Here is a 24,590-nt window from a genome sequence, read left to right as displayed (position 1 = left end):
CCCACGTTCTCCTGGAGCGATCATGCGTAAAAGGGCACTCAGTGCTGCCGTCGTAGGACTCGCCGTCGCGGGCAGCGCCGTGCTGGCCACCGGCAGCGCCACCAGCCACGGGTACACCGACTCACCCATCAGCCGGCAGAAACTCTGCAGCAACGGCACCGTCAAGAACTGCGGCTCCATCCAGTGGGAGCCGCAGAGCGTCGAGGGCCTCAAGGGCTTCCCGGCGGCGGGACCGGCCGACGGCCGGATCTGTGCGGGCGGCAACAGCCAGTTCGCCCAGCTCGACGACCCGCGGGCCGGCGCCTGGCCGGCCACGAAGGTGACCGGCGGGCAGGGCTACTCCTTCCGCTGGCAGTTCACGGCGCGGCACGCCACGTCGGACTTCCGGTACTACATCACCAAGCAGGGTTGGGACCCGAACCGGCCGCTCACCCGGGCCTCGCTCGACCCGCAGCCGTTCCTGAACGTGCCCTACGGCGGCAAGCAGCCGCCCGCGACGCTGACCCACCAGGGGACGATCCCCGCCGGCAAGTCGGGCCGGCACGTCGTGCTGGCGGTGTGGAACGTCGCGGACACGCCGAACGCCTTCTACGCGTGCTCGGACGTGCAGTTCTGATTCGTCGCGGCACCGGGCGCACGTCATCTCGCGTGCGTCACCCGGAGCACGTGCGGGCCGCCCCCGGAACCGACCGGGGGCGGCCCGCCCCGTTTCCGGCCCCTTCCCCGAAGCGTTCGCCGCGCGGCCGGTGCACGGTTCCCCGCGGGCGCGTCGTGGCTGGTCGCGCGGTTCCCCGCGCCCCTGAAGGGGGCGCGGCCCCGGGCCTCCGCGTGAGGAGCTGTCGTCCGGCCGGTACGCTCGGGGGCGTACGCGATCGGTCCCGGAGACCAGTGACCCATGAACATCCTTCTCACCGGCGGCGCCGGCTTCATCGGCTCCGCCTATGCCCGGCTCCTGCTCGGCGGGCGGATTCCGGGGCGTGAGCAGGACCGGGTGACCGTGCTCGACCTGCTCACCTACGCCGGACGCCGCGACAACCTCCCCGCCGAGCACCCGCGCCTCACCTTCGTGCACGGCGACGTCTGCGACCGGTCCCTGCTGCTTGACCTCCTCCCCGGGCACGACGCCGTCGTCCACTTCGCCGCCGAGTCCCACGTGGACCGCTCCATCGACTCCGCCGCCGCCTTCGTCCGTACGAACGTCCTCGGCACCCAGACCCTCCTCGACGCCTGCCTGCGCACCGGCGTCGGGCCGGTCGTCGTCGTCTCCACCGACGAGGTCTACGGGTCGATCGACCACGGGAAGTGGACGGAGGAGTCCCCGCTCGCCCCCAATTCCCCGTACGCCGCGTCCAAGGCGAGCGGGGATCTCGTCGCCCGCGCCTACGGGCGTACGCACGGACTCGACGTCCGGATCACCCGGTGCTGCAACAACTACGGGCCCCGCCAGCACCCCGAGAAGCTCATCCCGCACTTCACCTCCCGCCTCCTCGCCGGCGAGAGCGTCCCGCTGTACGGCACCGGACGAAACGTCCGCGAGTGGCTGCACGTCGACGACCACGCGCGGGCGGTGGACCTGGTGCTGGCCAAGGGAGCCCCGGGGGGCGTCTACAACATCGGAAGCGGGGACGCCCTGACCAACGCCCGGCTGGCCGCCCTGCTGGTCGAGCTCACCGGGGCCGACCCGGGCCTGGTGCGGCGGGTGGCGGACCGCAAGGGGCACGACCTGCGGTACGCGCTCGACGACAGCCGGATCAGGCGGGAGCTGGGGTACGCCCCCGAGATCCCCTTCGTCGAGGGCCTCGCGGCCACCGTCGACTGGCACCGGGCCCACCCCGCATGGCGGTAGGCGGAGCCGGCGGACGGCGACGCGAGGAGGCCCGGTACCGAATGCGTTCGGTACCGGGCCTCCTCGTCAAGTGCGCCGCCAGGGACTCGAACCCCGGACCCGCTGATTAAGAGTCAGCTGCTCTAACCAACTGAGCTAGCGGCGCTTGACTCATCAATCGTACCTGGTCCGAGCGGGTGCTCGCGACCACGGGCCCGCCGGCGGCTCAGAGGGAGAGTGAGAGCGCCATCGGGGTCGCCCGCCGGTTCAGCGCGTCCGCCGCCTGGCGCAGGCGGTGCGCGTGCTCCAGCGGGAGCGAGAGGGCGAGGCAGCCCACGGCGGCGCCCGCCGTGAGGGGGACCGCCGCGCAGACCGTGCCCAGCGCGTACTCCTGGATGTCCAGCACCGGAACGGTCGGGGGCTGGGCGTCCAGCGCGGAGAACAGCACGCGTTCGTCGGTGATCGTGCGGGAGGTCAGGCGGGCCGTCCGGTGCCGGGAGAGGTGGTCGCGGCGGCCGTCCCGGTCGAGCTGGGTGAGCAGGCACTTGCCGACCGCGCTGGCGTGCGCCGAGGAGCGGAAGTCGACCCACTCGTTGACCTTGGGGGTCAGCGGGCCCTCCGCGACCTGGGTCACCTTGATCTCGCCGTCCACGTAACGCCCCAGGTATATGGCCGCGCCCACCGAGTCGCGGAGCTGGTCCAGGGCCTGCTGGAGCCGCTGCTCGACCAGCTCGCGGCGGGTGGTGCCGGGCGTGCCGACGAGTTCGAGGGCCTCGCCGGACACATAGGCGCCGTCGGCGAGCTGTCCGACGTACCCCTCGCGGCGGAGCATCAGCAGCAGGGGGCGCAGTTCGGCGGGGTCCAGGCCGGTCTCGCGGGCGATGCGGTCGGCGGTGGTGCCGCCGCCGTGCCGGGAGACCGTCTCCAGTACGCGCAGGGCGTGCCGCACCTGGCGTTGCGGGCTCTGCGGCGTGGTCGGCTCGGGCTTCAGCGCCACGGTGTCCCCCTACGGCAGGTGAGGTATGGCTGCGGGTCGGCTGCGGCTGCGTCGGTCGTGCGTCGTCACGCGCCACGATAGCCGCCAACCACCGCCGACGGGACGGGGGTTGACAAATTGACTCCGGGAGGCGTGGCGCGGTCACCCCGGTGACCTGCGGTGCGCTGCTCCTGGCATATGCCGGAGGCAGATCACGATTTCGGGCGGAGGGGGACGCGCGAGGGTTCCGAGGGGGCCCTTCCCGGCCAGGAAGGAGTCCTGCACGCCGGGCGCGCATGCGGCGTGAGGGCTCGGGCACCCGAACTCAGCGCCGCAGCAGGGAAGTTGAACGGCGCGCGCCGTGCCGCCGACCGCCTCTGGAGGAGCTCGCGATGTCCACCGCGTACCCCGATGCCCCCGACACGTCCGAGGACGGATCCGACCTGGGCTTCGACTGGGAGGCGGAGCGGCGGTGGAGCGACAACATGGGGGTCCTGCTGGGGGTCGTGGCGGGACTCTGCGTCCTGGCCGTCGTGTTCGCGGCGCTGTTCCTGGACCTCGCGTACGTGGTGGGGTTCAGTGTCGGGGCGGTGGTCCTGTGGGGCGGGTGCGCCTGGGCCGGACGGCGCCTGCGGCACAGGTGGAGCGAGGAGATGGGGGTGCCGCCCGCCGCGGTGCCGGTGCTCTCCCGCCGCCTGGCCAAGGAGCGCATCCCGCAGTCGGCGCGGGCCCGCGCGGCGATGGCGGTGCTGGCGCGGCGGACCGTGCCGAACCCACTCATGCTGAAGTGGCTGTACCCGGTGATGATCGCCCTCTTCCTGCTGAGCGCCGTATTCCGGGGCCTGGACGGGGAGTGGGCGTGGATGGGCTACTGGCTCGCCATGGCGGCCGTGCAGGTCGCGGCCTGGATCTCCGTGCGCCGCGCACGCGGGCGGGCCCTGCGCGTGCTGGCGGAGCTGGAGGGGGCCCGCTGACGGCGGGCGGACACGGGTCCGCCCGGCGCCGGTTCCCGCCCCGGCCGGCTCACGGCCCGACCGGCACCGCCCGGACCCACGCCCTGGCCGGGTCCACGTACCCCGTCACGGACAGCCCCGCCTCCTCCAGCGCCGCCTCGAACTCCGCGTCCGTCAACGCGCACGACAGGTAGGTCTGCGTCCACTTCGCGTCGGGGTACGTGTACTCGCACAGCAACTGCCGCGCCCCCGGCCGCCCGACCCCCTCCGGCGGCCGGGACGACGAGATCCGGATGAGCCCCTCGCCCTCCCGCCGCTCGTACGGCAGCTTCGCGTCCTGCTCGGCCGGCTTCCGCTGGATCACCACGACCCCGCCCTCGGCGACGTGCCGCCGGCAGGTCCGCAGGATCGCCTCGCGCACGCCCTCGGTTCCCGCGTGCACCAGGAAGGAGGCGAGCAGGACGACGTCGAAGCGCTCGACGCCGCCCGCCCCGCCCAGCTCCAGGTCCTCGATGGAACTGCGTACGGTACGCACGCCCGGCAGGGCCTCCCGCACGGCGGCGAGCATCTCCGGCGACTCGTCCACGGCGGTCACCTCGAACCCCAGCTCGATGAGCGGCCGGGTCAACCGGCCCACCCCGCAGCCGAGTTCGAGCAGCCGCAGCCCCCGGGTCCGCTCGCCGACCGCCCGGGCGATCCACTGCGGCTCGTCCCTGACCCCGATCCGCCGGTACAGCTCCACGGCGCACCCGTCCGGGGTGATCGCCCCGGGTCCGGTGCCCTGGTATCCCTCGCGCACGATGTGGTTCATGGGGCGCATCGCAGCACGGCGGGCGCGGTGGGGGAAAGGCGTTCTCCAGCCGTTCGGAACAGCTCCGGGAACCCGTTCCGCCCGAGGGGCCGGTACGGCTGATCTGCGCAGGTCCGCCAAGGGGTGGGGGGCCGGTGGAGCAATCGGGGGAACGGTGTCGGTCGGGCGTGCGTGGAGAATCCTGCCGGCGATCGGCGGCGGGGCGGTGCTGCTGGTCGTCGCCGCCCTGCGGCTGCACACCCAGTTGACCGGAGTCGAAGGCTCCCTCACCGGGGTCCGCTGCCAGGGCTCCGACACGTCCGACAGGGACGACCCCGCCTACACGTGCGCGGGTTCCTTCCACCCGGCGGACCGCACCTTCTTCATCCCGTACCTGGAGGTCGGCACGACCTTCCCGACGGCGAAGCCGCAGGAGCCGGTCACCGTGCTCGTGGACGGCCCCGGCGCGGACACGGCCGTCGTCCCCGGCAAGGAGGCGTGGCTCCCGCAGGGCCTGGCGGGCCTGGTGCTGCTGCCCGCCGGGATCTTCATGGCGGTGCGCGGCGGAGGGCGGCGCATGCCCGAGGTGGCCTGAACCCGCCCCCGCGCCGCCCGCGCGGATGACCACGTGGTGGGAAATCCCGGCGCAGGCCGTGCCCCCGGGCCCGCTCATTCGTCAGGCGGGGTAGGCGACATTCTCGTGTGGCCGCCCGACCTGGACATGGGGAGCAGCACCGTGAAAACCGTTGACACCGAGCAGACCGTGGTGAACCGGGCCGGCGGCGCGACCGGCCGCTTCCGGAACGTACCGCGTCCGCACCCGAGGAACCCCCGGCCGCGCCGCGCCCCGGTGCTCGCCGTGACGGCCGCCGCCACCGCCTCCTCGGTGCTCGCCGCCGGAGTCGCGGCCGCCCCCGCGCAGGCCGCCCCCGTGCCCGCCGTCGCCGTCGGAGCCCCGGCGGCCGCTCCCCGGGCCCCCGCCGTCACCGCCAGGGGCGCCTTCCTGATGAACGCGGGAAGCGGCCGGACCCTCTACGCCAAGGCCGCCGACAGCCGCCTGCCCACCGGCTCCACCACCAAGATCATGACGGCGAAGGTGGTCCTGGAGTCCAAGGGCCTCGACCTCGATTCCAAGGTCGTGGTCCAGAAGGCGTACAGCGACCACATCGTCAAGAACACCGCCTCGTCGGCCCGCCTCATCGTCGGCGACAGGGTCACCGTCCGTCAGCTCCTGTACGGGCTGATGCTCCCCTCCGGCTGCGACGCCGCGTACGCCCTCGCCGACACGTTCGGTACGGGAAAAACCCGCGAGGCCCGGGTGAAGTCCTTCATCGGCAGGATGAACGCCTCCGCCCGCTCCCTCGGCCTGAAGAACACCCACTTCGACTCCTTCGACGGACTCGGCGGCAACGGCAACTACTCCACCCCCCGCGACCTCACCCGGCTCGCCGTGAGCGCGATGAAGAACACCACCTTCCGGGCGGTGGTCGCCACCAGGTCGACCACCCAGCGCACGGTCACCAAATCCGGCGGCCGCCGCGACATGAAGTGGACCAACACCAACCCGCTGCTCGCCAGTTACCGCGGCACCCTCGGCATCAAGACCGGCTCCGGGCCCTCCGCCAAGTACTGCCTGGTCTTCGCCGTCAGGCGCGGCTCCACGACCCTGTACGGAACCGTCCTCGCCGCGTCCTCCGACGTGAACCGCGCCAAGGACGCCGGCAGGCTCCTCGACCACGGCTTCAAGGGCTAGCCGCCCCCCTGGCCTCAGACCCCTGCCGCTCCCGCCACCCCCGCCCCGTACAGCGCGTGCGCCACGCGCAGGACCAGGGCGTCGTGGTGGCGGGCCGCGACCAGTTGCACCCCGACCGGCAGACCGGCGGCGTCCGTCCCGCAGGGGACCGTCGCCGCGGGCTGCTGGGTGAGGTTGAAGGGGTACGTGAACGGGGTCCACCCCGTCCACCTGCGCTTCCCGAGCCGCCGCGGCACCTCCGTCCCCGCCTCGAAGGCCGTGACGGGAAGGGTCGGGGTGACCAGCACGTCGTACGTCCGGTGGAAGGCGCCCATCCGCCGCCCCAGCTCCATCCGCGCGTCCACCGCCGCCAGGTAGTCGAGGGCGCTCATCCGCGCCCCGGCCCCGGCGATCTCCCGCAGCCCCGGGTCGAGCGCCTCCCGCTGCTCGCGGTTCAGGCGCTGCGCCACCCGGGCCGCGCCGCTGAACCACAGCACGTGGAACGCCTCCACCGGGTCCGCGAAGTCCGGGTCCGCCTCCTCCACGTACGCGCCGAGCGAAGCCAGCGCCGCGACCGCGTTCCGCACCCGGGCCGCCACCTCCGGGTGCACGTTGACCTGTCCGCCCAGCGTGGCGGAGTAGGCGACGCGCAGGCCCCGTACGCCGTCGTCCAGGCCGGTGCGCACCCCGTCGTCCGTCACCGGGGACTGCGACCAGTCGCGGTGGTCCGCCTCCCCGGCCATCACGTCCAGCATCAGCGCCGCGTCCGCCGCGTCCCGCGTCATCGGCCCCGCGTGCGTGAGCGTCCCGAAGGGGGAGGACGGATAGAGCGGGACGCGGCCGTGGGTGGGCTTCATGCCGAAGACGCCGCAGAACGACGCCGGTATGCGGACCGAGCCGCCCCCGTCCGTGCCCACCGACAGCGGTCCCGCCCCCGCCGCGACCGCCGCCGCGCTGCCGCCGCTGGAACCCCCTGCGGTACGGGACGGGTCGTGCGGGTTGCGGGTGATCCCGAAACGGGGGGAGTCGGTGACGCCCTTCCAGCCGAACTCCGGTGTCGTCGTCTTGCCCACGAACACCGCCCCGTGCTCGCGCAGCCGGGCCACCGAGGGGGAGTCCTCGTCCCACCTCCCGTCGGCGGACGTGGAGTACGAACCGCGCAGCGTCGGCGTGCCCCGGGTGAGGAGGAGGTCCTTGACCGTCACCGGCACCCCGTCCAGCAGCCCCTGCGGCTGCCGCCTGCGCCACCGCTCCTCCGACGCGCGGGCCTGGGCGAGGGCGCCCTCCCGGTCGATCGACACGAAGGCGTTCAGCGCGGGCTGGATCTCCTCGGCCCGGTCCAGGACGGCCCGGGCGGCTTCGACGGGCGACAGCTCCCCCTTCTCGTAGGCGGCGAGGAGCCGACGGGCGGTGAACGCGGTCAGGGCGGTCGGTTCAGTGGGTTCCGTCATGCAGGGGGACGTACCCAACATTCTTGTCGACTACATTCGGAAGCGGCTTCCCGGCCGCCCACAGGTCGAACAACTCCAGGAACTGGCGGGCCAGTTCGTCACGCCGTCCCACCACGTCCCCGCTCATGTGCGGCGAGACCACCAGCCCGGGGGCGTCCCACAGCGGGCTGTCGGGGGGAAGGGGCTCCCGCTCGAAGACGTCGAGTGCGGCCCCGCCGATCCAGCGCCTGCGCAGCGCGGCCAACAGGTCCGCCTCCACCACGAGTTGACCGCGCCCGACGTTGATGAAGTACGCGCTCGGGCTCATCGCGCCGAATGCCCGCGCGTCGAACATCCCCCGTGTCGTACCGGTGAGCGGCGCCGCCGCCACCACCCAGTCCGCGCCGGCGAGCAGCGGCAGGAGGTCCTCGGGTCCGTGCACCCCCGCGCGGGCCGTGCGCCCCGTCAGCGCCACCTTCACCCCGAGGCCCTTCAGGGTGCCGGCGACGGCCCGCCCGACCGGGCCCGCACCGACCACCACCGCCCGCGTCCCGGCCACCCTGCGGGTCTCCCGGTGCTGCCAACGACGCCCGCGCTGCGCCTCGTCGGTGCCGCGGAAGTCCTTCGCCGCGGCCAGGACCAGCCCTGCCACGTACTCGGCGATCGGCGTCTCGAAGACGCCCCGCGCGTTCGTCACGACCGTGTCCGACGCGGTCAGCTCCGGGCACATCAGGTGATCCACCCCGGCGCTCGCCGTGTGCACCCAGCGCGGCCGCGCACCGGGCCCCGGCCAGGCGCGCCGTACCGCGTCCGAGAGGAAGTCCCACACCAGCACGGCGTCTGCCTCGGGGAGCCAGCGGGCGAACGTCGCCTCGTCGCCGTGCAGGACGCGGACCCGTCCGGTGAGGCTGCCCAGGCGGGGCGGCGGCTCGGCGTCCAGCACGAGAAGGGTCACGTCGCGCGCGCCGGGCGCGGGGGCCGCGTCGTTCACAGCTGTCATGGCGGAGGAACCGTTTCGTCGCGTCCGGCTTGCACGGATGGCGTACGGATCGACCACACCCGTACCCGCACTCCACGGTCGCCGACACCCGGCGTCCCGTCCTGGCGGTCACCTGTTCCGCACCGGCCGTACGCCCTCGCCGGGGCCGCGAGCCCAGCCCCGTGCCGGACGCTTCAGCCCGTGCCGCTCAGGCAGGAGAGGCCCCGGACCCGCCCCTCTCCCCGGAGCGCTCGCCGCGCGGCTGCCACCGGGTCCCGTACGGGAGCGTCGTGGCTGGTCGCGGAGTTCCCCGCGCCCCCGAAGGGGCGGTGCCGTCCCGCGGCGGGGAATATCCGGAGTCGGCCTCCTGTTGGCCGGGGGACGACGTTCGAACGAACCGCCCCGCACCCCGCAGGAGGAACCCCGGTGGAAACCGCCCCCCACCCCGTCCGCGCCACCCCCCAGGGCTCCGCCCCCACCCCCCTCTCCGTCCTCGACCTCGCGACCGTCGGCGTCGGCAGCACCCCCACCGCCTCCCTCCGCACCAGCGTCGAGATCGCCCGGCTCGCCGAAGCCCGCGGCTTCCACCGGTACTGGGTCGCCGAGCACCACTCCATGCCCGGCGTCGCCAGCTCCTCCCCGGCCGTGATCCTGGCCCACCTCGCCGCCCACACCACCCGCATCCGCCTCGGTTCCGGCGGCGTCATGCTCCCCAACCACGCCCCGCTCGTCATCGCCGAGCAGTTCGGGACGCTGGAGGCGATGGCCCCGGGACGGGTGGACCTCGGCCTCGGCCGCGCCCCGGGCACCGACGGAGCCACCGCCGCCGCCCTGCGACGCACCCAGAACCCCCACGAGGGCGCCGACGAGTTCCCGCGGCAGCTCGCCGAGCTGACCCGCTTCCTCGAGGACGACTTCCCCGACGGGCACCCCTACTCCCGCATCCACGCCGTCCCCGGCCCGGTGCAGGGCCACGGCAACACCCCCCAGATCTGGCTCCTCGGCAGTTCCGGCTTCAGCGCCCGCCTCGCCGGCACCCTCGGCCTGCCCTTCGCCTTCGCGCACCACTTCTCCGCGCAGAACACCGTCCCCGCCCTCGACCTCTACCGCGAGTCCTTCCGCCCGTCGGAGGTCCTGGACGCCCCGTACGCGGTGATCGGCGTCTCCGCCCTCGCCACCGAGGACGAGGCCGAGGCCCGCCGCCAGGTGCTCACCGGCGCGCTCAACATGCTCCGGCTGCGCACCGGCAGGCCCGGCCTCATCCCGACGCCGGACGAGGCCGCCGCGTACCCGTTCAGTTCGCTGGAGCGGGAGTTCGTGGACTCCTGGCTCGGCAACGTCGTCCACGGCACCCCCGACGCCGTGCGCGCCGGACTCGACGACCTCGCCAAGCGGACCGGGGCCGACGAGCTGATGCTCACCGCCAACGCCCACACCGGCGCCGTCCGGCTGCGTTCGTACGAGCTGATCGCCGACGCCTACGGACTGCCCCGCGACTAGCCCCGCGCGGTCAGCATCGCCGCGATCCGGTCCGGCGTCGCCGGGCGCGAGTACAGCCAGCCCTGGCCCGTGTCGCAGCCGATGCGGCGCAGCCGCGCCGCCTGGCCCGCCGTCTCCACGCACTCCGCGGTGACGGTGAGGCCCAGGCGGTGCGCGAGCTGCACCAGCGCCTCGACGATCGTCTCGTCGGCCGGGTTGGGGTGCGCCTCGTCCTGGAAGCCGCGGACGAAGGAGCCGTCCAGCTTGAGGACGGAGACCGGCAGCCGGCTCAGGTAGGCGAGGTTCGAGTAGCCGGTGCCGAAGTCGTCGATGGCGATGAGGACGCCCATGTCGCTCAGCGCCTGGAGCGCCTGGAGCGGCCGGCCCGCCGAACCCATCACGGCCGATTCGGTCAGCTCCAGTTGCAGCAGACCGGGTTCGAGGCCGGTCTCGGCGAGGATCTCCGCCACGTCCGCCACCAGGTCGGAGTCCCAGACCTGCCGCACCGCCACGTTCACCGACACGAACAGGGGCTCCGCCTCCGGGTGCTCCAGTTGCCACCGCCGCGCCTGCCGGCACGCCGTGCGCAGCACCCAGCGGCCGAGGTGGACGATCGATCCGTCCTCCTCCGCGATGCCGATGAACCGATTCGGCGCGAGCGTCCCGAACTGCGGATGCCGCCACCGCACCAGGGCCTCCACTCCCCGTACGAGCCCGCCCTCCAGGTCCACCAGCGGCTGGTACTCCAGGACGAACTCGCCCCGCTCCAGGGCCGGGCGCAGCGTCGAGGACAGGGCCTGGCGGGTCATCCGGTGCGCGTTGCGCTCCGGGTCGAAGAGGGTCCAGCGGCCCTTGCCGTCCGCCTTCGCCCAGTACAGCGTCGTGTCCGCCGCCTGCATCAGGCCGGTCGCCGTCGTGCCCACCGCCGGGCGCTCCACCACCCCGATCGACGCCGACACCGACAGCCGCTGCCCCGCCAGGTCGAAGGGCTGCTGAAGCGCCGTCAGGACGGTCTGCGCCAGCTCCGCGAGCTGGTCCGTCCCCGTCGAGTCCTCCACCAGCAGCGCGAACTCGTCGCCGCCCAGGCGCGCCACCAGATGGCCGCCCCCGGGGCCGTACCCGTTCTGCTCGGCACACCGCGTCAGCCGCGTCGCGACGGCGGTGAGCAGCCGGTCGCCGACCCGGTGGCCGAGCGTGTCGTTGACCGCCTTGAAGCCATCCAGGTCCAGGTAGCACAGCCCGACCCGCCCGGTCCCGCCGCGCTCGTACGTCGACGCCTCCAGCGCGGCCGACAGCCGCTCGAAGAACAGCGCCCGGTTGGGCAGCCGGGTCACCGGATCGTGCATCTGGAGGTGCCGGAGCCGCGCCTGCAGCTCGCGCCAGTCGCTGATGTCGGACACCGACAGCAGGACGTTCGCACTGTCCGGTACGGGTGCCAGCGCGACCTCCACCCAGAGGGCGTGCCCGTCGTGGTGCTTGAGGCGGCGCGTGCAGCGGAACCGGGGGCGACGGCCGTCCAGGACCTCCCGGTACGCCTGCCAGGTGCGGGCGTCGGAGGCCAGGTCCACCAGGTCGGCGGCGTCCGTGCCGTTGAGCTGCGCCGGGTCCGCGCCGAGCAGCGCGCCCAGCGCGGCGTTCGCGGCGACGACCGTGCCGCGCGGGGTGACCAGAGCCATCGCGGCCTGTGCGGCCCGGAAGGCGGCCCGGTAGTCGCGGGCCCCCGCGTCCGTCCGCGGATGGGGCTCCAGGGGGAGCCCGAGCAGCCCCTCCGGATCACTCACCAGCACGCCCGCCCTCTCACTCTCCGTAACGAACGCTGGGGCGAGTGAGGCGGAAGGGGCGAGGTCGGGCCCACAGCCGGACTCTTCGGGATTTCCGCTCACCGTGTGCTCCCGCAGGGCGATTGAGTCGTACAGGTGTCGTCGCGTGATGTCAGGGGTCCTGATGGTCGGCGTTGCCGGGGGCGGAACGGACGAAGGGTGATCGCAGGGGACCGGGGGGATCGGACGAGGAATCCACTGCCCTGGAACGGATTCCGCGCGGGAAAGTGTGCCGATCATAGAGGCTGCCGTGAGGGCCGATCCAGCTCTGTGCCCGCGTTATCGCCGTCCGGTACGGACCCGCCGCCCGCCCCGCGCCCTCCGGCTGATCGTTTCTGCACGGGTCTGCCTTGACCTGCCGCCCTCCTGACCATTTGTGACTTTCCGTGAGGTGTCGGAGTGTCGCGGCAGGTTGCCCCGGGCACTCGAGTGGCGCACCGTAACAGGGCATACCCTCCTCAAACCCCACATTGTGGGCGAGATGTCCCGAATTCCACCGCGGAGGACCCGGAGGTCGATGTGCAGGACGAGTTGACGCCCGGCGCAGCCGAGCCCTCCCGGGCCGGCGCCACGGACCACCGGGCGGCAGACGCCGCACTCTCCTCCGCACATCCCGGGGCCGGGGCCGGGCCCGCGCCCAGAAGCGAGACCGGGGCCGGGTCCGGCGGCGAGACCAGGGCCGGGGACGCGGACGGGGAGCAGGGCCGGGGTCCGGGCCCGGCCGCGAACCGGCAGCGGGGCCGGGACGGCGGCCCGGGAGCGGGCCGGGGTGCGGGCCAGGGGCGGGGTCCGGGCCGGAACGGGAGGCGGCGCCGGGACCGCGCGCACGGGTGGTCGCGGGTGCGGCTGCGGGGTTCGGCCGCGTTGCTGACCGCGCTGGCCGCCCTCGTCGCCACCGGGCTCGTCGCCGGGCCCGCCGCCGCCGACGACCGGCAGTCCGGGCGGTGCGCCCTGCCGCGCACCTCCGCCCACCACTCCCTCGGCGTCGACACCTGGAACGAGGACTACCCCCGCCCCGCCCGGTCCCTCGACGCGGTGATGATCTTCCTGTCCTTCCCCGACTCCGAGCCCCTGCTCACCCCGCGCGAACTCGCCTCCGACCACTTCCCCGCCACCAGCGACTTCTTCCGCCGCGCCTCGTACGGCAAGTTCGCCCTGCGGCCGCACCCGCTGCCGGGCTGGGTCCCGATGCCGGCCGACTCCACCTCGTACGCGATACAGCGCGACTGGAGCGCCGAGAACCGCACCGCCTATCTGCGGGACGCGGTGGCCGCCGCCGACTCCCGGGTCGACTTCTCGCAGTACGACATCGTTTACCTGGTCGCCGACCCGGACGCCCCGGGCGTCGACTCCGACGCGACGAAGGTGGTCAACTTCGACACTGCGCTGCGGGCCGACGGCACCGACATCCGGCGCGTCGTCACCGTCTTCGAGAAGCACCCCCCGGACCGCCACGTCCTCGCCCACGAGACCGGCCACGTCTTCGACCTGCCCGACCTCTACCACCGCCCCTCCGACGGCAAGGGCGACTGGGACACCCACGTCGGCGACTGGGACCTCATGGGCAGCCAGTTCGGGCTGGCCCCCGACCCCTTCGGCTGGCACAAGTGGAAGCTGGGCTGGCTCGACGCCGGCCAGGTGGAGTGCGTCCCGTGGGGCACCACGAGCCGCTTCACCCTCGACCCGCTGTCCGCCCCGCCCCCGGCGGGCGGCCAGCGCGGCAACGCGCGCCTGGCGGTCGTCCGTACCGGAGAGAACACCGCTCTCGCCGTGGAGGCCCGCGACAGCACCGGCAACGACCGGGGAGCCTGCTCCGAGGGCGTCTTGATCTACCGGGTGCGCAACGGCACCGCCTCCGGCGGCGGCCCCATCGAGGTCGTCGACACCCACCCGCGCACCGAGGCCTGCTGGGACAGCTCGGTCTACCCGCCGCTCGCGGACGCGCCGCTGGGCGTCGGCGAGCGGTTCACGGTGGCGCCGGAGGGAGCGCGGGTGGAGGTGGCCGAGCGGACCGGGTCGGGCGGGTGGACGGTGCAGATCACCACGGGCTGAGCCACGGCGATCCGTACCGGACGCGAAAGCCCCGTACCGGACACGAGGGAGCCCCGTACCGGACACGAGAAAGGCCCCCGAGCCGAAGCTCGGGGGCCTTTCCTGTCGGTGCGCCGCCAGGGACTCGAACCCCGGACCCGCTGATTAAGAGTCAGCTGCTCTAACCAACTGAGCTAGCGGCGCCTGCTGACGTCGTAGACATTAGCACCCTGATCGGCGGGGAGAAAAATCGATAACCGCGAGGCCCGCACACACGCCCAGAACAGCACCTCAGGACCCGGCAGCCAGGGGTGCCGCACGTCGGGCGCGACCACCCAGCGCGGCTCCTTCTCCGCCGCCCCGGGCCGCAGCGCCGGCACCGTCACCGCGTCGCCCGCCCCGTGGCACAGGAGCGGCGGTACGGCGTCCGCCCGCCGCTCCCACGCCAGCAGCGCGGGCAGCCGCTGGGCCGTCCCCGGCGCGGCGAACAGCAGCATCCGCCCCCGCTGCCCGGCCACCGGACCCGACCCCGGCCCCTCCGCCCACAGCGCGTCCAGCATCCGCCGCCCGAACACCGCCGGCACGTTCACCACGTCGAAGACCCTTCCGCAGGGCAGCACGGCCGGGGCGCCGGGCCGGGACTCCCAGGCGGACAGGGTGCTGCGCGGATACGCGGTCGCGGACACCAGCCAGGCGGCTCCGGCGTTCGTGACACGGTCGAGGGGCGGGGACGTGGGGACGGGGGCGTGTGTGGTCATACGCCCAGGTGTACTGGCGGTAAGCGCACCGTTTCCGAGAGTTGTCGGAAACGGGGACAGCGGGGCGGACGGAGGCGTATCTTGCCCGCCCGCACAAGGCGGCGGCATATGCCTCGCACGCGTGTTCCTGCGGCGGCCGGTCCGCGCGGGGCCCGCCGCCTACGTCACGGGCCTCTCGCGCAGCAGCCCCCGCCCGAACTCCACCATCTTCTCGGCGTAGTCCTCGGTCCACCCCGCCCGCTCGGCGATGTCCCCCACCGCCAGCCGGTCGAACCGCTTCGGGTCCGCGAGCTGCGCCGCCGCGACCGCCTGGAACTCCACGGCCCGGTCCGTCGCGGCCCGGAACGCGTGCGTCAGCTCGGTCGCCCGGGCCAGCAGCTCCTTGGGGTCCTCCATCGACTCCAGGTCGAAGAAGTGGTCGGGGTCGGCGGCGGCCTCGGCAGGCTCGAAGAGCAGCGGTGCGGGACGCAGCCGCCGTTCGGTCCGCTCGGTTTCCGCCATGTGCTTCCTCCTGATCGGGCCGTCCAGGGGTCGGACGGCCACCCTCCATTGTCCGGATGCGCGCAAGTACGCCTCGGGCGCCCACCGCACCCGGCGCCCGGCACGGTCCGCCGTCACGGCGCCCGCCGCACCCGGCGCCCGGCGCGGTCCGCCGTCAGGGCGTCCACCGCACCCGGTGCTCGCCCAGGTGGGCCAGCACCGAGTGGTTCGCCTCCCACCCGTCCGGGAACTTCACCGTCACCCCCAGTTGCACCGGCTCCGTCGAGGGGTGCTCGTCCAGCAGGTCCGTCACGCCCTCCCGGCACACCACGACGCACGCGTGCCGGTGCCGGGAGGCCAGGACGCACAGGCGGCCCGTCTCCAGGTGGAAGGCCGTCGCGTCCGGCCGGCCCGACAGCGGGTGCAGGACGACCGTGACGTCGAACTCCCGCCCCTGGAGCCGGTTCGCGGTGTCGACCGCGACCCCCGTCACCCCGAGTCCGGCGAGCGCCGCCCGTACCGCGGCCGCCTGGTCGCGGTGGGCGGTGCCGACCGCGACGCGGTCCGCCGTCAGCGGGGCGGGCGTCTCGGAGCGCTCGCTGAGCGCGGCCCCGCCCCGGTCCAGCAGACGGCGCACCACGGCCGCGACGGCCCCCACCGCCTCCGGGTCCGTGCGCGGGGTGTGCCGGGCGGGCAGCTCCAGCAGCCCCCACCCGGAGTGCGCGGCCTCGTCCACCACCCGGTCCACGGCCGACCCGTCCGACGGCACCCCGAAGGTGAGCCTCCGGTCGCCCGGGCCCGTACCGCTGCGGAAGGGCGTGTACGGGTAGAACGCGTCCGAGACGAGCGGCGCGGCCGACGCGGGCAGCCGCCAGGACACCGGCAGCCGGTGCTGCGGCAGCTCCGGGTTGTGCGCGAGGAGCGTGGAGACCGCGCTCGCGGACGGGTCGTACGACAGCCCCGCCCACTGCTCGGCCCCCACGATCGAGAACGGGTCGAGCTGCCCCGGGTCGCCCACGAACAGCGCCCGCTCGAACAGGCTCGCCACCGCCAGCAGCGCGTCCGACCGCATCTGGTACGCCTCGTCCACGATCGCGTGCCGCCACGGCTCGACCCCCTTGACGTGCGCCCACTTGGCCGCCGTCGAGATCACCACGTCCAGCCCGGCCAGATCGGCCGCCTTCGCGGACTTCTTCACCTGGGGGAGGTCGTCCAGCGCCTTGTCGTACGGGTCGGGGTCGGAGCTGTGCAGCCGCCCCACGGGGAGGCCGGGGCGCTTCTCGGCGAGCCGCAGCACGAGGTCGTCCACCTGGGCGTTGGTCTGCGCGACGACCATCAACGGTCGCCCGGCGTCGGCCAGTTCGAGTGCGGCGCGCACCACAAGCGTCGACTTCCCGGCCCCGGGCGGCGAGTCCACGACCACGCCCCGGTGGGTGCCGTGCAGGGTGTCGTGCAGGATCGCGGCGGTGGCGCGCGCGGCCTCGGCCCCGGGGTCGAACCCGGTGCGGTCGCTGGAGTCGGGGGAGTGGTTCATGGCTCTTCCTCGGGAGGGGCGGGGCGGGGGCGGCGGAACGGGGCGGGAGGCGGGGCGACGCGGACGCACCCGGCCGCGACGCACCCGTACGGGAACCGCGCGTGCTGACGCGGGCTCAGGTGGCGGGGCGGCGCCGGTGACTCCTCGCCCGGACCGGCCGGACCCGCCCGCCCGGCACCGGGCGGACCGGCACTCCTGTCCGCCCCCACCGCCCCCGCCGGGTCACAGCAGGTCCTCCGACGTCACCGGATCGGGACGCTCCGCCAGGACCACGCCGTCCGGCGCCGCGTCCGGGGGGCCGCCGTGGGTCCAGGGGGTCTCCTCCGGGTCGGGCAACCGGGCCCCGCCGCGCGGCTCGTGCTCGAACAGGGTCCAGCAGATCCGGTCCCCGGCCTCCGGCACGGTCCCGGGCGCGGGCTCCTTGCCGCGCCCCATCCCGTTGACGACGCGCAGCACGAGCCGCCCCCCGTCCGCCCGCCCCACGAACTCCGCGGCCTGCGCCTTCCCCTCCAGCGACCGGTACACCTTCTCGCCGCCGCCGAGCTGCGGCAGGTCGTCGGTGGTGACGGTCACCAGCGGCCGGGGACTGGGCCGCCTGCCCTCGCTCCAGCTCATCTCCACCGCCACCACCTCACTGGTGAACGCCTCCCCGGCCAGCCGCCGCGCCGCCATCGCCAGCGGGTCGTCCAGCGCCTCCTGGGCCTCCAGCCGGGCCTGCTCGGTCTCCCGCGAGGCCAGCTTCTGGGCGGCCCCCACCGCGCTGTCCCGCCGGGGCTGCGGCGGCTCACCGGCACGCACCCGGTCCCGGTGGGAGGTGTACGACCACCGGTCCCGCGTCCAGCGCTCGCCCGCCCGCACCCCCTCGGGCAGCCGCCGCATCACGTCCAGGGCCTGCCACACCGCGTCCCAGGTGGGCCGCAGCTGCGCGGCCAGCAGTTCCCTGATGCGGCGCTCGGCGGCGGCCAGTTCGCCCAGCCGCTCGTCGGCCGCCCCGCCGTCCTCGGCGGCGGCCAGCCGCTGCCGGGCCAGGTCGTAGGCGTCGATCGCGGGCGCGAGCAGCGCGTTGTCGAAGGCGGGATCGGTGGCGGGCCCGGCCGGCGGGCACACCAACTGCCCCGCCGCGTCCCGCCCGTTCTCGGCCCGCAGCGCGGCCTCGGCCCCGCTCCACCCCTCGGGCGGGTCGATCCAGGCGAGCAGCGCACCGAGGTGCTGGTCCTCCAGGTTGCTCTGCCCGGTGGCCCAGTGCCGCCCCAGGAGGTCGGTGGCGGACAGCAGCAGCGAGGACCCGGGCACCCGGGCGCGCTCCCCGTAGTGCGTCAGCCAGCGGCCGAGCAACGGAATGTGCGGCGGCGCGGGGTAGGGCGTGTCCGGATCCTGCTCGGCGGTCCGCCGGAACCGCGTCGACCGCCCGAGCAGCCGCACGTACGCGACGCCCGCCCGGCTGGGCACGACGATCTGCGGCGCGTCCCGGCACAGCTCGACCTCCACCGTGACCCGCTTCCCGGTCTCCGGGTCGGTCTCGGTGCGCTCGGCGGGCTCGACGTCGTCGGCACAGGAGTCCAGGTACGGCAGGACGGTTCCGGCCAGCTCGGCGAGGAACGCGAAGCGCAGTTCCCGGTCGCGCGGCTGCGGGACCGTCAGCAGCCGGGGGCTGTCCCGGTCGGTCCCGACGAGCGCCCCGAGCGGGGCCCCGGCCTCACCGGCGGTGGTCAACGGGACGAGGACCAGGGGCCGGTGGGACAGATGCCGGTGCCGGACGGTGGCGAGCGGCTGCGCCCGTCCGCTGCGGGCCGCTTCGAGCCGGGCGAGCGTGGTGATGAGGGACATGGGAGTGCGGTGCCTGGTTTCTAGTCGGTACGGAGACGGGTGCGGGGCCGCGCCCCGCCGGGGGGCGCGGGGGCGAGCGGTCGTGTCCGGGGCCGGGGCCTCACACGCCCGCCCCCGCCGGGGCCGCCGCCCCGCCGAGGGCCTCGGCCCGCAGCGCCGCCGCCCGGCGCAGCGCGGCGACCGTGGGGTCGGCGGGGTCGCCGGCCCGTCCCTCTGCCGCGTCCAGCACCGCCGCGACCGTCGTCAGGCCGCCCAGTTCGCCCCGCACCCCCCGGCCCAGCGTCTCCACCGCCCCGGCCTCCCGCGCCCGCTCCCGGCAGTGGAAGGCCAGTTCGCACGCCGACAGGCACTCGGGGGCGTAGGCGGCCTCCACCGCCTCGACCGCCGCCGCCAGTTCCGACGGCTCCTTGGACGGGTCGAAGGTGGTCCCCGGCGGAAGGGCGGACGCCAGCTCCGCCACCCCGCGCATCCGCCGCAACTGCCGCACGGTCACCGAGCGTTGCTTGCGCACGTCGACCAGTGAGGCGGTCGGCAGGTTGGAGAAGTCCTTCGGGCACACCAGCAGCACCCGGTGCCCGACCTCCGCGCCCGCGACCCGCTCCGCGATCCGCTCCAGCGCCAGTACGTACACCGCCGCCTGCCGGGCCGCCGCCCCCACCTTCGCCGGGTCCGCCGAACCGTCCAGCATCGGGAAGGACTTGATCTCCACGACCGTCCACCGCCCGTCCGGGTGGACGACCACCGCGTCCGGCTCCAGATAGGCGGGCGTGCCCGCCACCTCCAGCGCCAGCATCGGATGGTCCAGCAGCGTCCAGGTCTTCTCGGCCGTCGCCTCCCGCAGGGCGAGCGCGGTCCGCGCCGTGCGCCCCTCGGGGCCCGCCGCCGACACGTCGGGCGTGCGCGCGGCGGCCGGGTCGTCGGCGCCCAGCAGCCGCAGCAGTTCCGTGCCCCCGTCGGACTTCACCCGCGCCTCGAAGGCGTTCCCGCGCATGAAGGCGAACTGCGACTGCCCGTACGCCGCGGGGGAGCCCAACGCCTGTGCCAGGGCGGTCTTGTTCACCCCCGCCCCGTCCAGCAGCGCCCGCCGTTCGCACCCCGGGTTCGCGGCCAGCGCCGCCAGCGCGCGGGCGTCCATCGGGTGCGGCGCGACGGCCGGGCCTCTCAGCTCGGCGAGTCTCTGACGTACGGGAACGGCAGCCGCGCCGGAAGCCGGAACGGCCGTTTCACGACGTGCGTGCGGAGGCTGGGGATCGGGTCCGCTGCCCAGGGTTGCGTTCACCCTCGGAAGTCTCCCATCCGCCACTGACAACACCCCCGCACCGGCCCTCCCACCCCGTGAGCGATGATGGAACCGGCCGGCCCCAATCCGGCTCGTACGCCGCAAACAGGGAGAGATCGCCATGGCACCCCGCATCCTGCTGGCCCGGCACGGTCAGACGGAGTGGTCGCTGTCCGGCCAGCACACCGGCCGGACCGACATCCCGCTCCTCGACGAGGGCCGCGACGGTGCGAAGTTGCTGGGCGAGCGACTGCACCGCGCCCCCTGGAACGGCCTGCCCGACGTCGAGGTCCGCACCAGCCCCCTGCTGCGCGCCAGCGAGACCTGCGCGATCGCGGGCTTCGGCGAGCGCGCCGAGAACTGGGACGCGCTCATGGAGTGGGACTACGGCGCGTTCGAGGGCCTCGCCCCGGACGCGATCCAGGCCCGCCGTCCCGGCTGGCAGGTCTGGCGCGACGGCGCCCCCGACGGCGAGACGCTCGCCGACGTCACCGCCCGCGTGGACGAGGTGATCGCGTGGGCCCGTTCCGCCGACCGCGACGTCCTGGTGTTCGCCCACGGACACGTCCTGCGCGCCCTCGGCGCCCGCTGGCTGGGCCTGGACGTCGGCTTCGGCGCGCACCTGCGCCTCGACCCGACCTCGCTGTCGGTCCTCGGCTGGGCGTACGGGGAGCCCGCCGTCGAGCGGTGGAACGACACCGGCCACCTGGACGCCCGCCGCTGAGCCCGGCATCCGCTCAGATCCGCCGCACCGTGTTCGCGTGCCGGGCCAGGAACGCCCCGATCACCGGGGAGCGACGGTGCGGCAGCAGCGTCCGGATGGTCTGCGCGAGCATGGTGTGCACCCGCGAGGACTGCACCTGATCCAGCAGGTCCAGCACCTTCTGCCCGACGGCCGCCGCCTCGTCCGGCACCCCCGACCTGGCCAGGTCGTCGGCCAGTTCGGCCTGGTAGAGCGCCAGGTTGCGGGCGAAGTGCGGGTCCTGGAGGGCGGCGGCCCGGTGCGCGAACCGGGCCGCCCTGCGCCAGTCGCCCAGCGCCGACCAGCACTGCGCCTCCAGGCCCGCCAGCTCGGCCGCCCCGAAGAAGCTCATCCACTCCGGGTCGTTCTCCGAAGCGCCGCACTGGAACAGCGACTTCGCCCGGACGAGCGCCTCCACACAGCCCGTGCGGTCGCCGAGCGCCGCCCAGCCGGCCGCCTCCCGCAGCGTCAGCAACGACATCAGCCGCATAGAGCCGAGCCCGCGTGCCGCCCGCTGCCCGGCCTGCGCCGCCCGCAGCGCCTCCCGGGGCCGGCCCGCGTCCCTGGCCAGGAACGACGTGTTGCAGAAGGCGTGCGCCTCCAGCGCCGGGTCCCCGGCCATCCGGGCCGTCGCGAGCGCCTCCGCGTAGTGCGAACGGGCCTCCTCGAAGCGCCCCGAGTCGTGCGCCAACCAGCCCACCGACAGGGCCAGTTCCCCGGTCCCGGTGTGCAGGCGGTCCGACACCGCGCGCCGCACCGTGCCCGCGTCCAGCAGGGCGTACGCCGCCTGGAGCGGCTTGCCTGCGTGCCGGTACAGGGCGTCCGCGCCGTGCCGGTCGTCCAGCAGACGGATCTGCCGCACCGCCTCCTCGACGGCGGCGGCCTCGGCCGTGCCGGCCTGCCGGACCCCTCTGCCCGTGGCCGCCCGGGCCCGGTCCAGCGGGCCGAGCGGACCCAGCGGCCCCAGGGCGGCGGTGGCCGCCACCGTGGCGGACCCGTGTGCGATGAACGCGCGACGCAGCACGTCGCTCTCCTCGTCGGTATGGGACGGATGGGGTGGACGAGCACCGGGCACCGAAAGACGTGCGGCAGGATCCGCGTCGGGCGTACCGGGGTGCGCCGGCAGGCCGGTGCCTCCGCGCGCCCCGCGTCCGCGCACCTCCTCCCGGGCCGTGAACCCCAGGTCCGTCAGGGCCAGACCGGGGAACATGTGCAGGAACACCCGCTCGTACGCGTAGTTGGGGCAGCGGATCTCACCCGCCTCCACCCGTCCGATGTACCGGGCGTCGCACGCCACCTGTTCGCCGATCTCCCGGGCCGCGCGCCGCACCGCGGCGGCGAACTCACCGGGCGAGCGGTGTCCCCGCAGGGCCCGGAAGACGAGGTTGGGCTCGCCCCGCCGGGGGAGGGGCCCGGGACGCGCGGACGCGGTGGGCCGACGATTCGCCGGTGACGACGCCATGGCCACGCCCTCTCGTGCGGATGGTGCCGTGGTGCTCTCCGGGACGGATGTGCTCGCCCCGGACGGGGCACGAACGTACCGGCTGTGACGGGTCGGACACACGGAGTTCGCTGACAAACCGGAAATCTCATCCACGATCTGCCATGAACTGCCATCCTTTGCGGCGGCGCGTTGCCGTAGCCGTTGACGCCGTCGCGGCGTTGACAGGGAACGGAGGGGGTGCGGCTCCCTCCCGAACGAGGAGAGTTCCCTTGTTGGAGGCCGGCATGGAGACCGTTGTTCCGGATGCTTCGGGGCCCGCTGAGGGGCGCGCGGGCCGTACGGGCGCCCCGGACGCAGCGGCACAGCAGTGGCCGGGCCCGCGGCCCGGCGCGGCTCCCGGGGCCGAGCCGCTCGACCTGGTCACCGTGCCCGCGCGGCAGGGCCTGGAGGCGGTGGACATCCTGCGCAGGGCGTCGGCGGTGTCCGGCGAGGTGGGACCCGTGCTGCACGACGGGCCGTGCGACACGGTCGGCTTCCTGGTCCCGCCGGGGACGGCCGACGGCTGGGACATGCCGGGCAGCGCGTGCACGCAGACGCTCGGGCGCGGGATGTCCCTCGCCGTCCCGGCCCCCGGGCAGGAGCCGGCCCCGGCCCCCGCGCACGTCCCCGAGCCGCCCGTCACGGGCACCGGCTGGCTGCTGCCCCCCACGGACGCGGTCCCGGTCACCGACCCGGACGCGCTGCGCCGGGCCCTGGGCGAGGCGGCCCGCCTCATCGAGGCCGCCGACCGCTGCCGCTGAACCCCTCCCGCACCGGGCGGGAGCGCGGCCCCCGGCCCGGGTGACGCGCCCGCACCCCCGGAGGGACGCATTCCGCGCGGGGGCGGGGGCGCCGGGCGGCGTCGATACTGGGGGCGTGGCCAAGAAGAACTCCCCGAAGTCCCGGGCCCGCGGGACCGCCCCCGACGCCGTCGTCGAGAAGGTGGACGGCGGTCTCGCCGAGCTCATACCCGACCGGGACCGCCCCCGCTCCTGGACCCTGCTCCTCGACGGCGCCCCCCAGTCCCACGTCGACCTGGACGACCCCGCCCGCCTCGACTTCGCCTACCAGCGCCGCCTCGGCCACGTGGTCGACCTCGTCGCCCCCGCCAAGCAGCCGCTGACGGTTCTGCACCTCGGCGGCGGCGCCTTCACCCTGGCGCGGTACGTCGCCGCCACCCGGCCCCGTTCCACCCAGCAGGTGGTGGAGATCGACGTGCCGCTCGCCCAGTTGGTGCGCAGGGAACTCCCGCTGGACCCCGGGGCCCGCATCCGGGTGCGGGGGGCCGACGCCCGCGAAGGGCTTGCCAAGGCCGCCGGCGGGTGGGCGGACCTCGTGATCGCCGACGTGTTCAGCGGGGCCCGCACCCCCGCCCACCTCACCAGCACCGAGTTCCTGGCCGACGTGCGACGCGTGCTGAAGCCGGGCGGGCACTACGCCGCGAACCTGGCCGACGGGCCGCCGCTCGCCCATCTGCGGGGGCAGATCGCCACCGCCGCCGCCCTCTTCCCGCAGCTCGCGCTCGCCGCCGACCCCGCCGTGCTGCGCGGCAAGCGCTTCGGGAACGCCGTGCTGCTCGCCTCCGCGTCCGCGCTCCCCGTCGCCGAGTGGACCCGGCGGGTCGCCACCGACCCCCACCCGGGCCGCGTCGAGCACGGGCGCGACCTCGTCGACTTCACCGGAGGGGCCGCCCCGGTCGTGGACGTGAGCGCCCAGCCCTCGCCCGCACCCCCGTCGTCCGTCTTCAAGTGACCCTGGCGCACGTGACGCGACGGACTCCTGAGGCGGACGTCAAGCCTCCGACGCCGCGCAACCACCCCCGTACGGCTAGGACTTGACGACCTCCACCAGCGGCGGGTGGTTGTGCCACGAGCAGAAGACCGACAGCCGGGCCGTCCCCGCGGTGAACTCCACCCGGATCCAGGACGGGTTCTTCCACACCTGCATCGCCCACCCGGAGTTCGGAGTCGCCGACTCCAGCGTCGCCGAGTCCGCCTCCAGGGAGAACAGCACCCGCCCCGCCTCCGTGTTCACCGGCTTCAGCCGGCCGGAGGAGGAGGAACCCGCCGGCGGGGAGGGCGGCGCGGGGGGCTTCGGGCTCTTCCGGGCGGCGGGCGGAGTGCGGCGTTCCGGCGGCCGGGACGGCGTCCGCCGCGCGGCGGACGGCTCCGAGGGGCGGTGCGTGGAGGAGGACTGCGGGGGCGCGACCTCGGCCAGGCTGCCGCGCTCCGGGGCGGCGCCCGGGATCGGCAGGGCGCGCGGCGGGTCGTACGCCGTACCGGACATCACCGTGTGCACGCCCCACCACGACAGGGTGACCGCGGCCCCGGTGGCCAGCAGCCACGCCCCGGTGTGCAGGAGTCCTCGTCGCATCCGTGTCATCCTGCACCACGCGTCACCCGGCCCGCGGCAGGGGGGCCGCGCACCGGGTCACGGGGCGGTCGCGGCCGCCGTCCCTGGGGGCGTCCGGCG

Annotated in this window: 22 protein-coding genes and 2 tRNA genes; 10 read left to right on the top strand and 14 right to left on the bottom strand. The window is 74.8% G+C overall.

Annotation, left to right across the window (positions count from 1 at the left end):
• The first annotated feature begins 22 nt into the window (after positions 1-22).
• Positions 23-616 carry a lytic polysaccharide monooxygenase auxiliary activity family 9 protein gene (locus ACZ56L_RS15870; RefSeq protein ID WP_345222688.1) on the top strand — a complete coding sequence of 198 codons (594 nt, stop codon included), beginning with the start codon at positions 23-25 and terminating at the stop codon, positions 614-616.
• Positions 617-895: 279 nt separating this feature from the next.
• The gene (rfbB, locus tag ACZ56L_RS15865; protein WP_471064529.1) at positions 896-1,846 is read left to right on the top strand and encodes a dTDP-glucose 4,6-dehydratase; all 951 of its coding nucleotides are present in this window, start codon (positions 896-898) and stop codon (positions 1,844-1,846) included.
• 71 nt (positions 1,847-1,917) lie between these two features.
• Here the strand turns inward: rfbB and ACZ56L_RS15860 are convergent.
• Together ACZ56L_RS15860 and ACZ56L_RS15855 are read right to left on the bottom strand one after the other, a co-directional pair.
• Positions 1,918-1,991 (bottom strand) — tRNA-Lys (locus tag ACZ56L_RS15860).
• Between the two features lie 60 nt (positions 1,992-2,051).
• The gene (locus tag ACZ56L_RS15855) at positions 2,052-2,822 is read right to left on the bottom strand and encodes an IclR family transcriptional regulator domain-containing protein (protein ID WP_345222692.1); all 771 of its coding nucleotides are present in this window, start codon (positions 2,820-2,822) and stop codon (positions 2,052-2,054) included.
• A 371-nt stretch (positions 2,823-3,193) separates the two neighbouring features.
• Between ACZ56L_RS15855 and ACZ56L_RS15850 the strand changes: the two genes are divergently transcribed.
• Positions 3,194-3,775, top strand: a complete 582-nt coding sequence (locus ACZ56L_RS15850) for a hypothetical protein (protein ID WP_471064527.1) — start codon at positions 3,194-3,196, stop codon at positions 3,773-3,775.
• Between the two features lie 49 nt (positions 3,776-3,824).
• Here the strand turns inward: ACZ56L_RS15850 and ACZ56L_RS15845 are convergent, their stop codons facing one another.
• Positions 3,825-4,553 (bottom strand): class I SAM-dependent methyltransferase, encoded by a 729-nt coding sequence (locus ACZ56L_RS15845; RefSeq protein ID WP_471064698.1) that lies wholly within the window; start codon positions 4,551-4,553, stop codon positions 3,825-3,827.
• Positions 4,554-4,719: 166 nt separating this feature from the next.
• Between ACZ56L_RS15845 and ACZ56L_RS15840 the strand changes: the two genes are divergently transcribed.
• Together ACZ56L_RS15840 and ACZ56L_RS15835 are read left to right on the top strand one after the other, a co-directional pair.
• Complete coding sequence (locus ACZ56L_RS15840) at positions 4,720-5,139, top strand: hypothetical protein (RefSeq protein ID WP_471064525.1); 420 nt, start codon at positions 4,720-4,722, stop codon at positions 5,137-5,139.
• Positions 5,140-5,394: 255 nt separating this feature from the next.
• Complete coding sequence (locus tag ACZ56L_RS15835) at positions 5,395-6,297, top strand: D-alanyl-D-alanine carboxypeptidase family protein (protein ID WP_468688000.1); 903 nt, start codon at positions 5,395-5,397, stop codon at positions 6,295-6,297.
• 14 nt (positions 6,298-6,311) lie between these two features.
• Here ACZ56L_RS15835 and ACZ56L_RS15830 read toward each other — a convergent pair whose 3' ends face one another.
• Positions 6,312-7,727, bottom strand: a complete 1,416-nt coding sequence (locus tag ACZ56L_RS15830; protein WP_401761209.1) for an amidase — start codon at positions 7,725-7,727, stop codon at positions 6,312-6,314.
• Positions 7,711-8,706 carry a D-2-hydroxyacid dehydrogenase gene (locus ACZ56L_RS15825; protein WP_471064523.1) on the bottom strand — a complete coding sequence of 332 codons (996 nt, stop codon included), beginning with the start codon at positions 8,704-8,706 and terminating at the stop codon, positions 7,711-7,713. Before ACZ56L_RS15825 ends, ACZ56L_RS15830 begins: the two co-directional genes overlap by 17 nt.
• Positions 8,707-9,111: 405 nt before the next feature.
• Between ACZ56L_RS15825 and ACZ56L_RS15820 the strand changes: the two genes are divergently transcribed.
• Entirely contained in the window at positions 9,112-10,185 is a 1,074-nt protein-coding gene (locus tag ACZ56L_RS15820; RefSeq protein ID WP_471064521.1) for an LLM class flavin-dependent oxidoreductase, read from the top strand.
• Here the strand turns inward: ACZ56L_RS15820 and ACZ56L_RS15815 are convergent.
• A complete protein-coding gene (locus ACZ56L_RS15815) occupies positions 10,182-11,840 on the bottom strand; it encodes a putative bifunctional diguanylate cyclase/phosphodiesterase (protein ID WP_425578689.1) in 1,659 nt (552 codons plus the stop codon). The two genes, ACZ56L_RS15820 and ACZ56L_RS15815, sit on opposite strands and share 4 nt — an antisense overlap.
• Positions 11,841-12,824: 984 nt before the next feature.
• Between ACZ56L_RS15815 and ACZ56L_RS15810 the strand changes: the two genes are divergently transcribed.
• Positions 12,825-14,036, top strand: coding sequence for a M6 family metalloprotease domain-containing protein (locus tag ACZ56L_RS15810; protein WP_471064519.1), 1,212 nt, complete (start codon positions 12,825-12,827; stop codon positions 14,034-14,036).
• Positions 14,037-14,145: 109 nt separating this feature from the next.
• On the opposite strand, the gene ACZ56L_RS15805 is transcribed toward ACZ56L_RS15810, so the two are convergent.
• From ACZ56L_RS15805 to ACZ56L_RS15780, 6 genes are all read right to left on the bottom strand, one after another.
• Positions 14,146-14,219, bottom strand: a tRNA-Lys gene (locus ACZ56L_RS15805).
• A complete protein-coding gene (locus ACZ56L_RS15800; RefSeq protein WP_345222707.1) occupies positions 14,210-14,773 on the bottom strand; it encodes a bifunctional DNA primase/polymerase in 564 nt (187 codons plus the stop codon). Before ACZ56L_RS15800 ends, ACZ56L_RS15805 begins: the two co-directional genes overlap by 10 nt.
• Before the next feature lie 159 nt (positions 14,774-14,932).
• Positions 14,933-15,274, bottom strand: a complete 342-nt coding sequence (locus ACZ56L_RS15795; RefSeq protein WP_345222710.1) for a hypothetical protein — start codon at positions 15,272-15,274, stop codon at positions 14,933-14,935.
• 154 nt (positions 15,275-15,428) lie between these two features.
• Entirely contained in the window at positions 15,429-16,787 is a 1,359-nt protein-coding gene (locus ACZ56L_RS15790; RefSeq protein ID WP_471064517.1) for an AAA family ATPase, read from the bottom strand.
• A 222-nt stretch (positions 16,788-17,009) separates the two neighbouring features.
• The gene (locus tag ACZ56L_RS15785; RefSeq protein ID WP_471064515.1) at positions 17,010-18,614 is read right to left on the bottom strand and encodes a hypothetical protein; all 1,605 of its coding nucleotides are present in this window, start codon (positions 18,612-18,614) and stop codon (positions 17,010-17,012) included.
• Between the two features lie 100 nt (positions 18,615-18,714).
• Positions 18,715-19,893 (bottom strand): hypothetical protein, encoded by a 1,179-nt coding sequence (locus ACZ56L_RS15780; RefSeq protein ID WP_471064513.1) that lies wholly within the window; start codon positions 19,891-19,893, stop codon positions 18,715-18,717.
• Between the two features lie 121 nt (positions 19,894-20,014).
• Between ACZ56L_RS15780 and ACZ56L_RS15775 the strand changes: the two genes are divergently transcribed.
• Positions 20,015-20,617: a histidine phosphatase family protein gene (locus ACZ56L_RS15775; protein ID WP_345222718.1), complete on the top strand. Its 603-nt coding sequence runs from the start codon at positions 20,015-20,017 to the stop codon at positions 20,615-20,617.
• Between the two features lie 13 nt (positions 20,618-20,630).
• On the opposite strand, the gene ACZ56L_RS15770 is transcribed toward ACZ56L_RS15775, so the two are convergent.
• The gene (locus ACZ56L_RS15770; protein ID WP_471064511.1) at positions 20,631-22,097 is read right to left on the bottom strand and encodes a tetratricopeptide repeat protein; all 1,467 of its coding nucleotides are present in this window, start codon (positions 22,095-22,097) and stop codon (positions 20,631-20,633) included.
• Positions 22,098-22,363: 266 nt separating this feature from the next.
• Here ACZ56L_RS15770 and ACZ56L_RS15765 point away from each other — a divergent pair, with 266 nt between their 5' ends.
• Positions 22,364-22,879, top strand: a complete 516-nt coding sequence (locus tag ACZ56L_RS15765) for a hypothetical protein (RefSeq protein ID WP_471064509.1) — start codon at positions 22,364-22,366, stop codon at positions 22,877-22,879.
• A gap of 181 nt (positions 22,880-23,060) precedes the next feature.
• Positions 23,061-23,870, top strand: a complete 810-nt coding sequence (locus tag ACZ56L_RS15760; protein ID WP_471064694.1) for a spermidine synthase — start codon at positions 23,061-23,063, stop codon at positions 23,868-23,870.
• Positions 23,871-23,945: 75 nt separating this feature from the next.
• Here ACZ56L_RS15760 and ACZ56L_RS15755 read toward each other — a convergent pair whose 3' ends face one another.
• Complete coding sequence (locus ACZ56L_RS15755) at positions 23,946-24,491, bottom strand: hypothetical protein (RefSeq protein WP_471064507.1); 546 nt, start codon at positions 24,489-24,491, stop codon at positions 23,946-23,948.
• Positions 24,492-24,590 lie beyond the last annotated feature (99 nt).

This window comes from Streptomyces sp. NPDC039736 (assembly GCF_055596485.1).
The sequence above is the reverse complement of the archived record's forward strand: the minus strand, read 5'-3'. Positions and strand labels throughout refer to the sequence as shown.

What these genes read in the sequence shown, in the direction of transcription:
- ACZ56L_RS15765 (WP_471064509.1), top strand. Translation starts at nt 22,364, where the DNA reads ATGGAGACCGTTGTTCCGGATGCTTCGGGGCCCGCTGAGGGGCGCGCG.
- ACZ56L_RS15755 (WP_471064507.1), bottom strand. Translation starts at nt 24,491, where the DNA reads ATGCGACGAGGACTCCTGCACACCGGGGCGTGGCTGCTGGCCACCGGG.
- ACZ56L_RS15815 (WP_425578689.1), bottom strand. Translation starts at nt 11,840, where the DNA reads ATGGCTCTGGTCACCCCGCGCGGCACGGTCGTCGCCGCGAACGCCGCG.
- ACZ56L_RS15850 (WP_471064527.1), top strand. Translation starts at nt 3,194, where the DNA reads ATGTCCACCGCGTACCCCGATGCCCCCGACACGTCCGAGGACGGATCC.
- ACZ56L_RS15870 (WP_345222688.1), top strand. Translation starts at nt 23, where the DNA reads ATGCGTAAAAGGGCACTCAGTGCTGCCGTCGTAGGACTCGCCGTCGCG.
- ACZ56L_RS15770 (WP_471064511.1), bottom strand. Translation starts at nt 22,097, where the DNA reads ATGGCGTCGTCACCGGCGAATCGTCGGCCCACCGCGTCCGCGCGTCCC.
- ACZ56L_RS15785 (WP_471064515.1), bottom strand. Translation starts at nt 18,614, where the DNA reads ATGTCCCTCATCACCACGCTCGCCCGGCTCGAAGCGGCCCGCAGCGGA.
- ACZ56L_RS15825 (WP_471064523.1), bottom strand. Translation starts at nt 8,706, where the DNA reads ATGACAGCTGTGAACGACGCGGCCCCCGCGCCCGGCGCGCGCGACGTG.
- ACZ56L_RS15775 (WP_345222718.1), top strand. Translation starts at nt 20,015, where the DNA reads ATGGCACCCCGCATCCTGCTGGCCCGGCACGGTCAGACGGAGTGGTCG.
- ACZ56L_RS15795 (WP_345222710.1), bottom strand. Translation starts at nt 15,274, where the DNA reads ATGGCGGAAACCGAGCGGACCGAACGGCGGCTGCGTCCCGCACCGCTG.
- ACZ56L_RS15790 (WP_471064517.1), bottom strand. Translation starts at nt 16,787, where the DNA reads ATGAACCACTCCCCCGACTCCAGCGACCGCACCGGGTTCGACCCCGGG.
- ACZ56L_RS15830 (WP_401761209.1), bottom strand. Translation starts at nt 7,727, where the DNA reads ATGACGGAACCCACTGAACCGACCGCCCTGACCGCGTTCACCGCCCGT.
- rfbB (WP_471064529.1), top strand. Translation starts at nt 896, where the DNA reads ATGAACATCCTTCTCACCGGCGGCGCCGGCTTCATCGGCTCCGCCTAT.
- ACZ56L_RS15800 (WP_345222707.1), bottom strand. Translation starts at nt 14,773, where the DNA reads ATGACCACACACGCCCCCGTCCCCACGTCCCCGCCCCTCGACCGTGTC.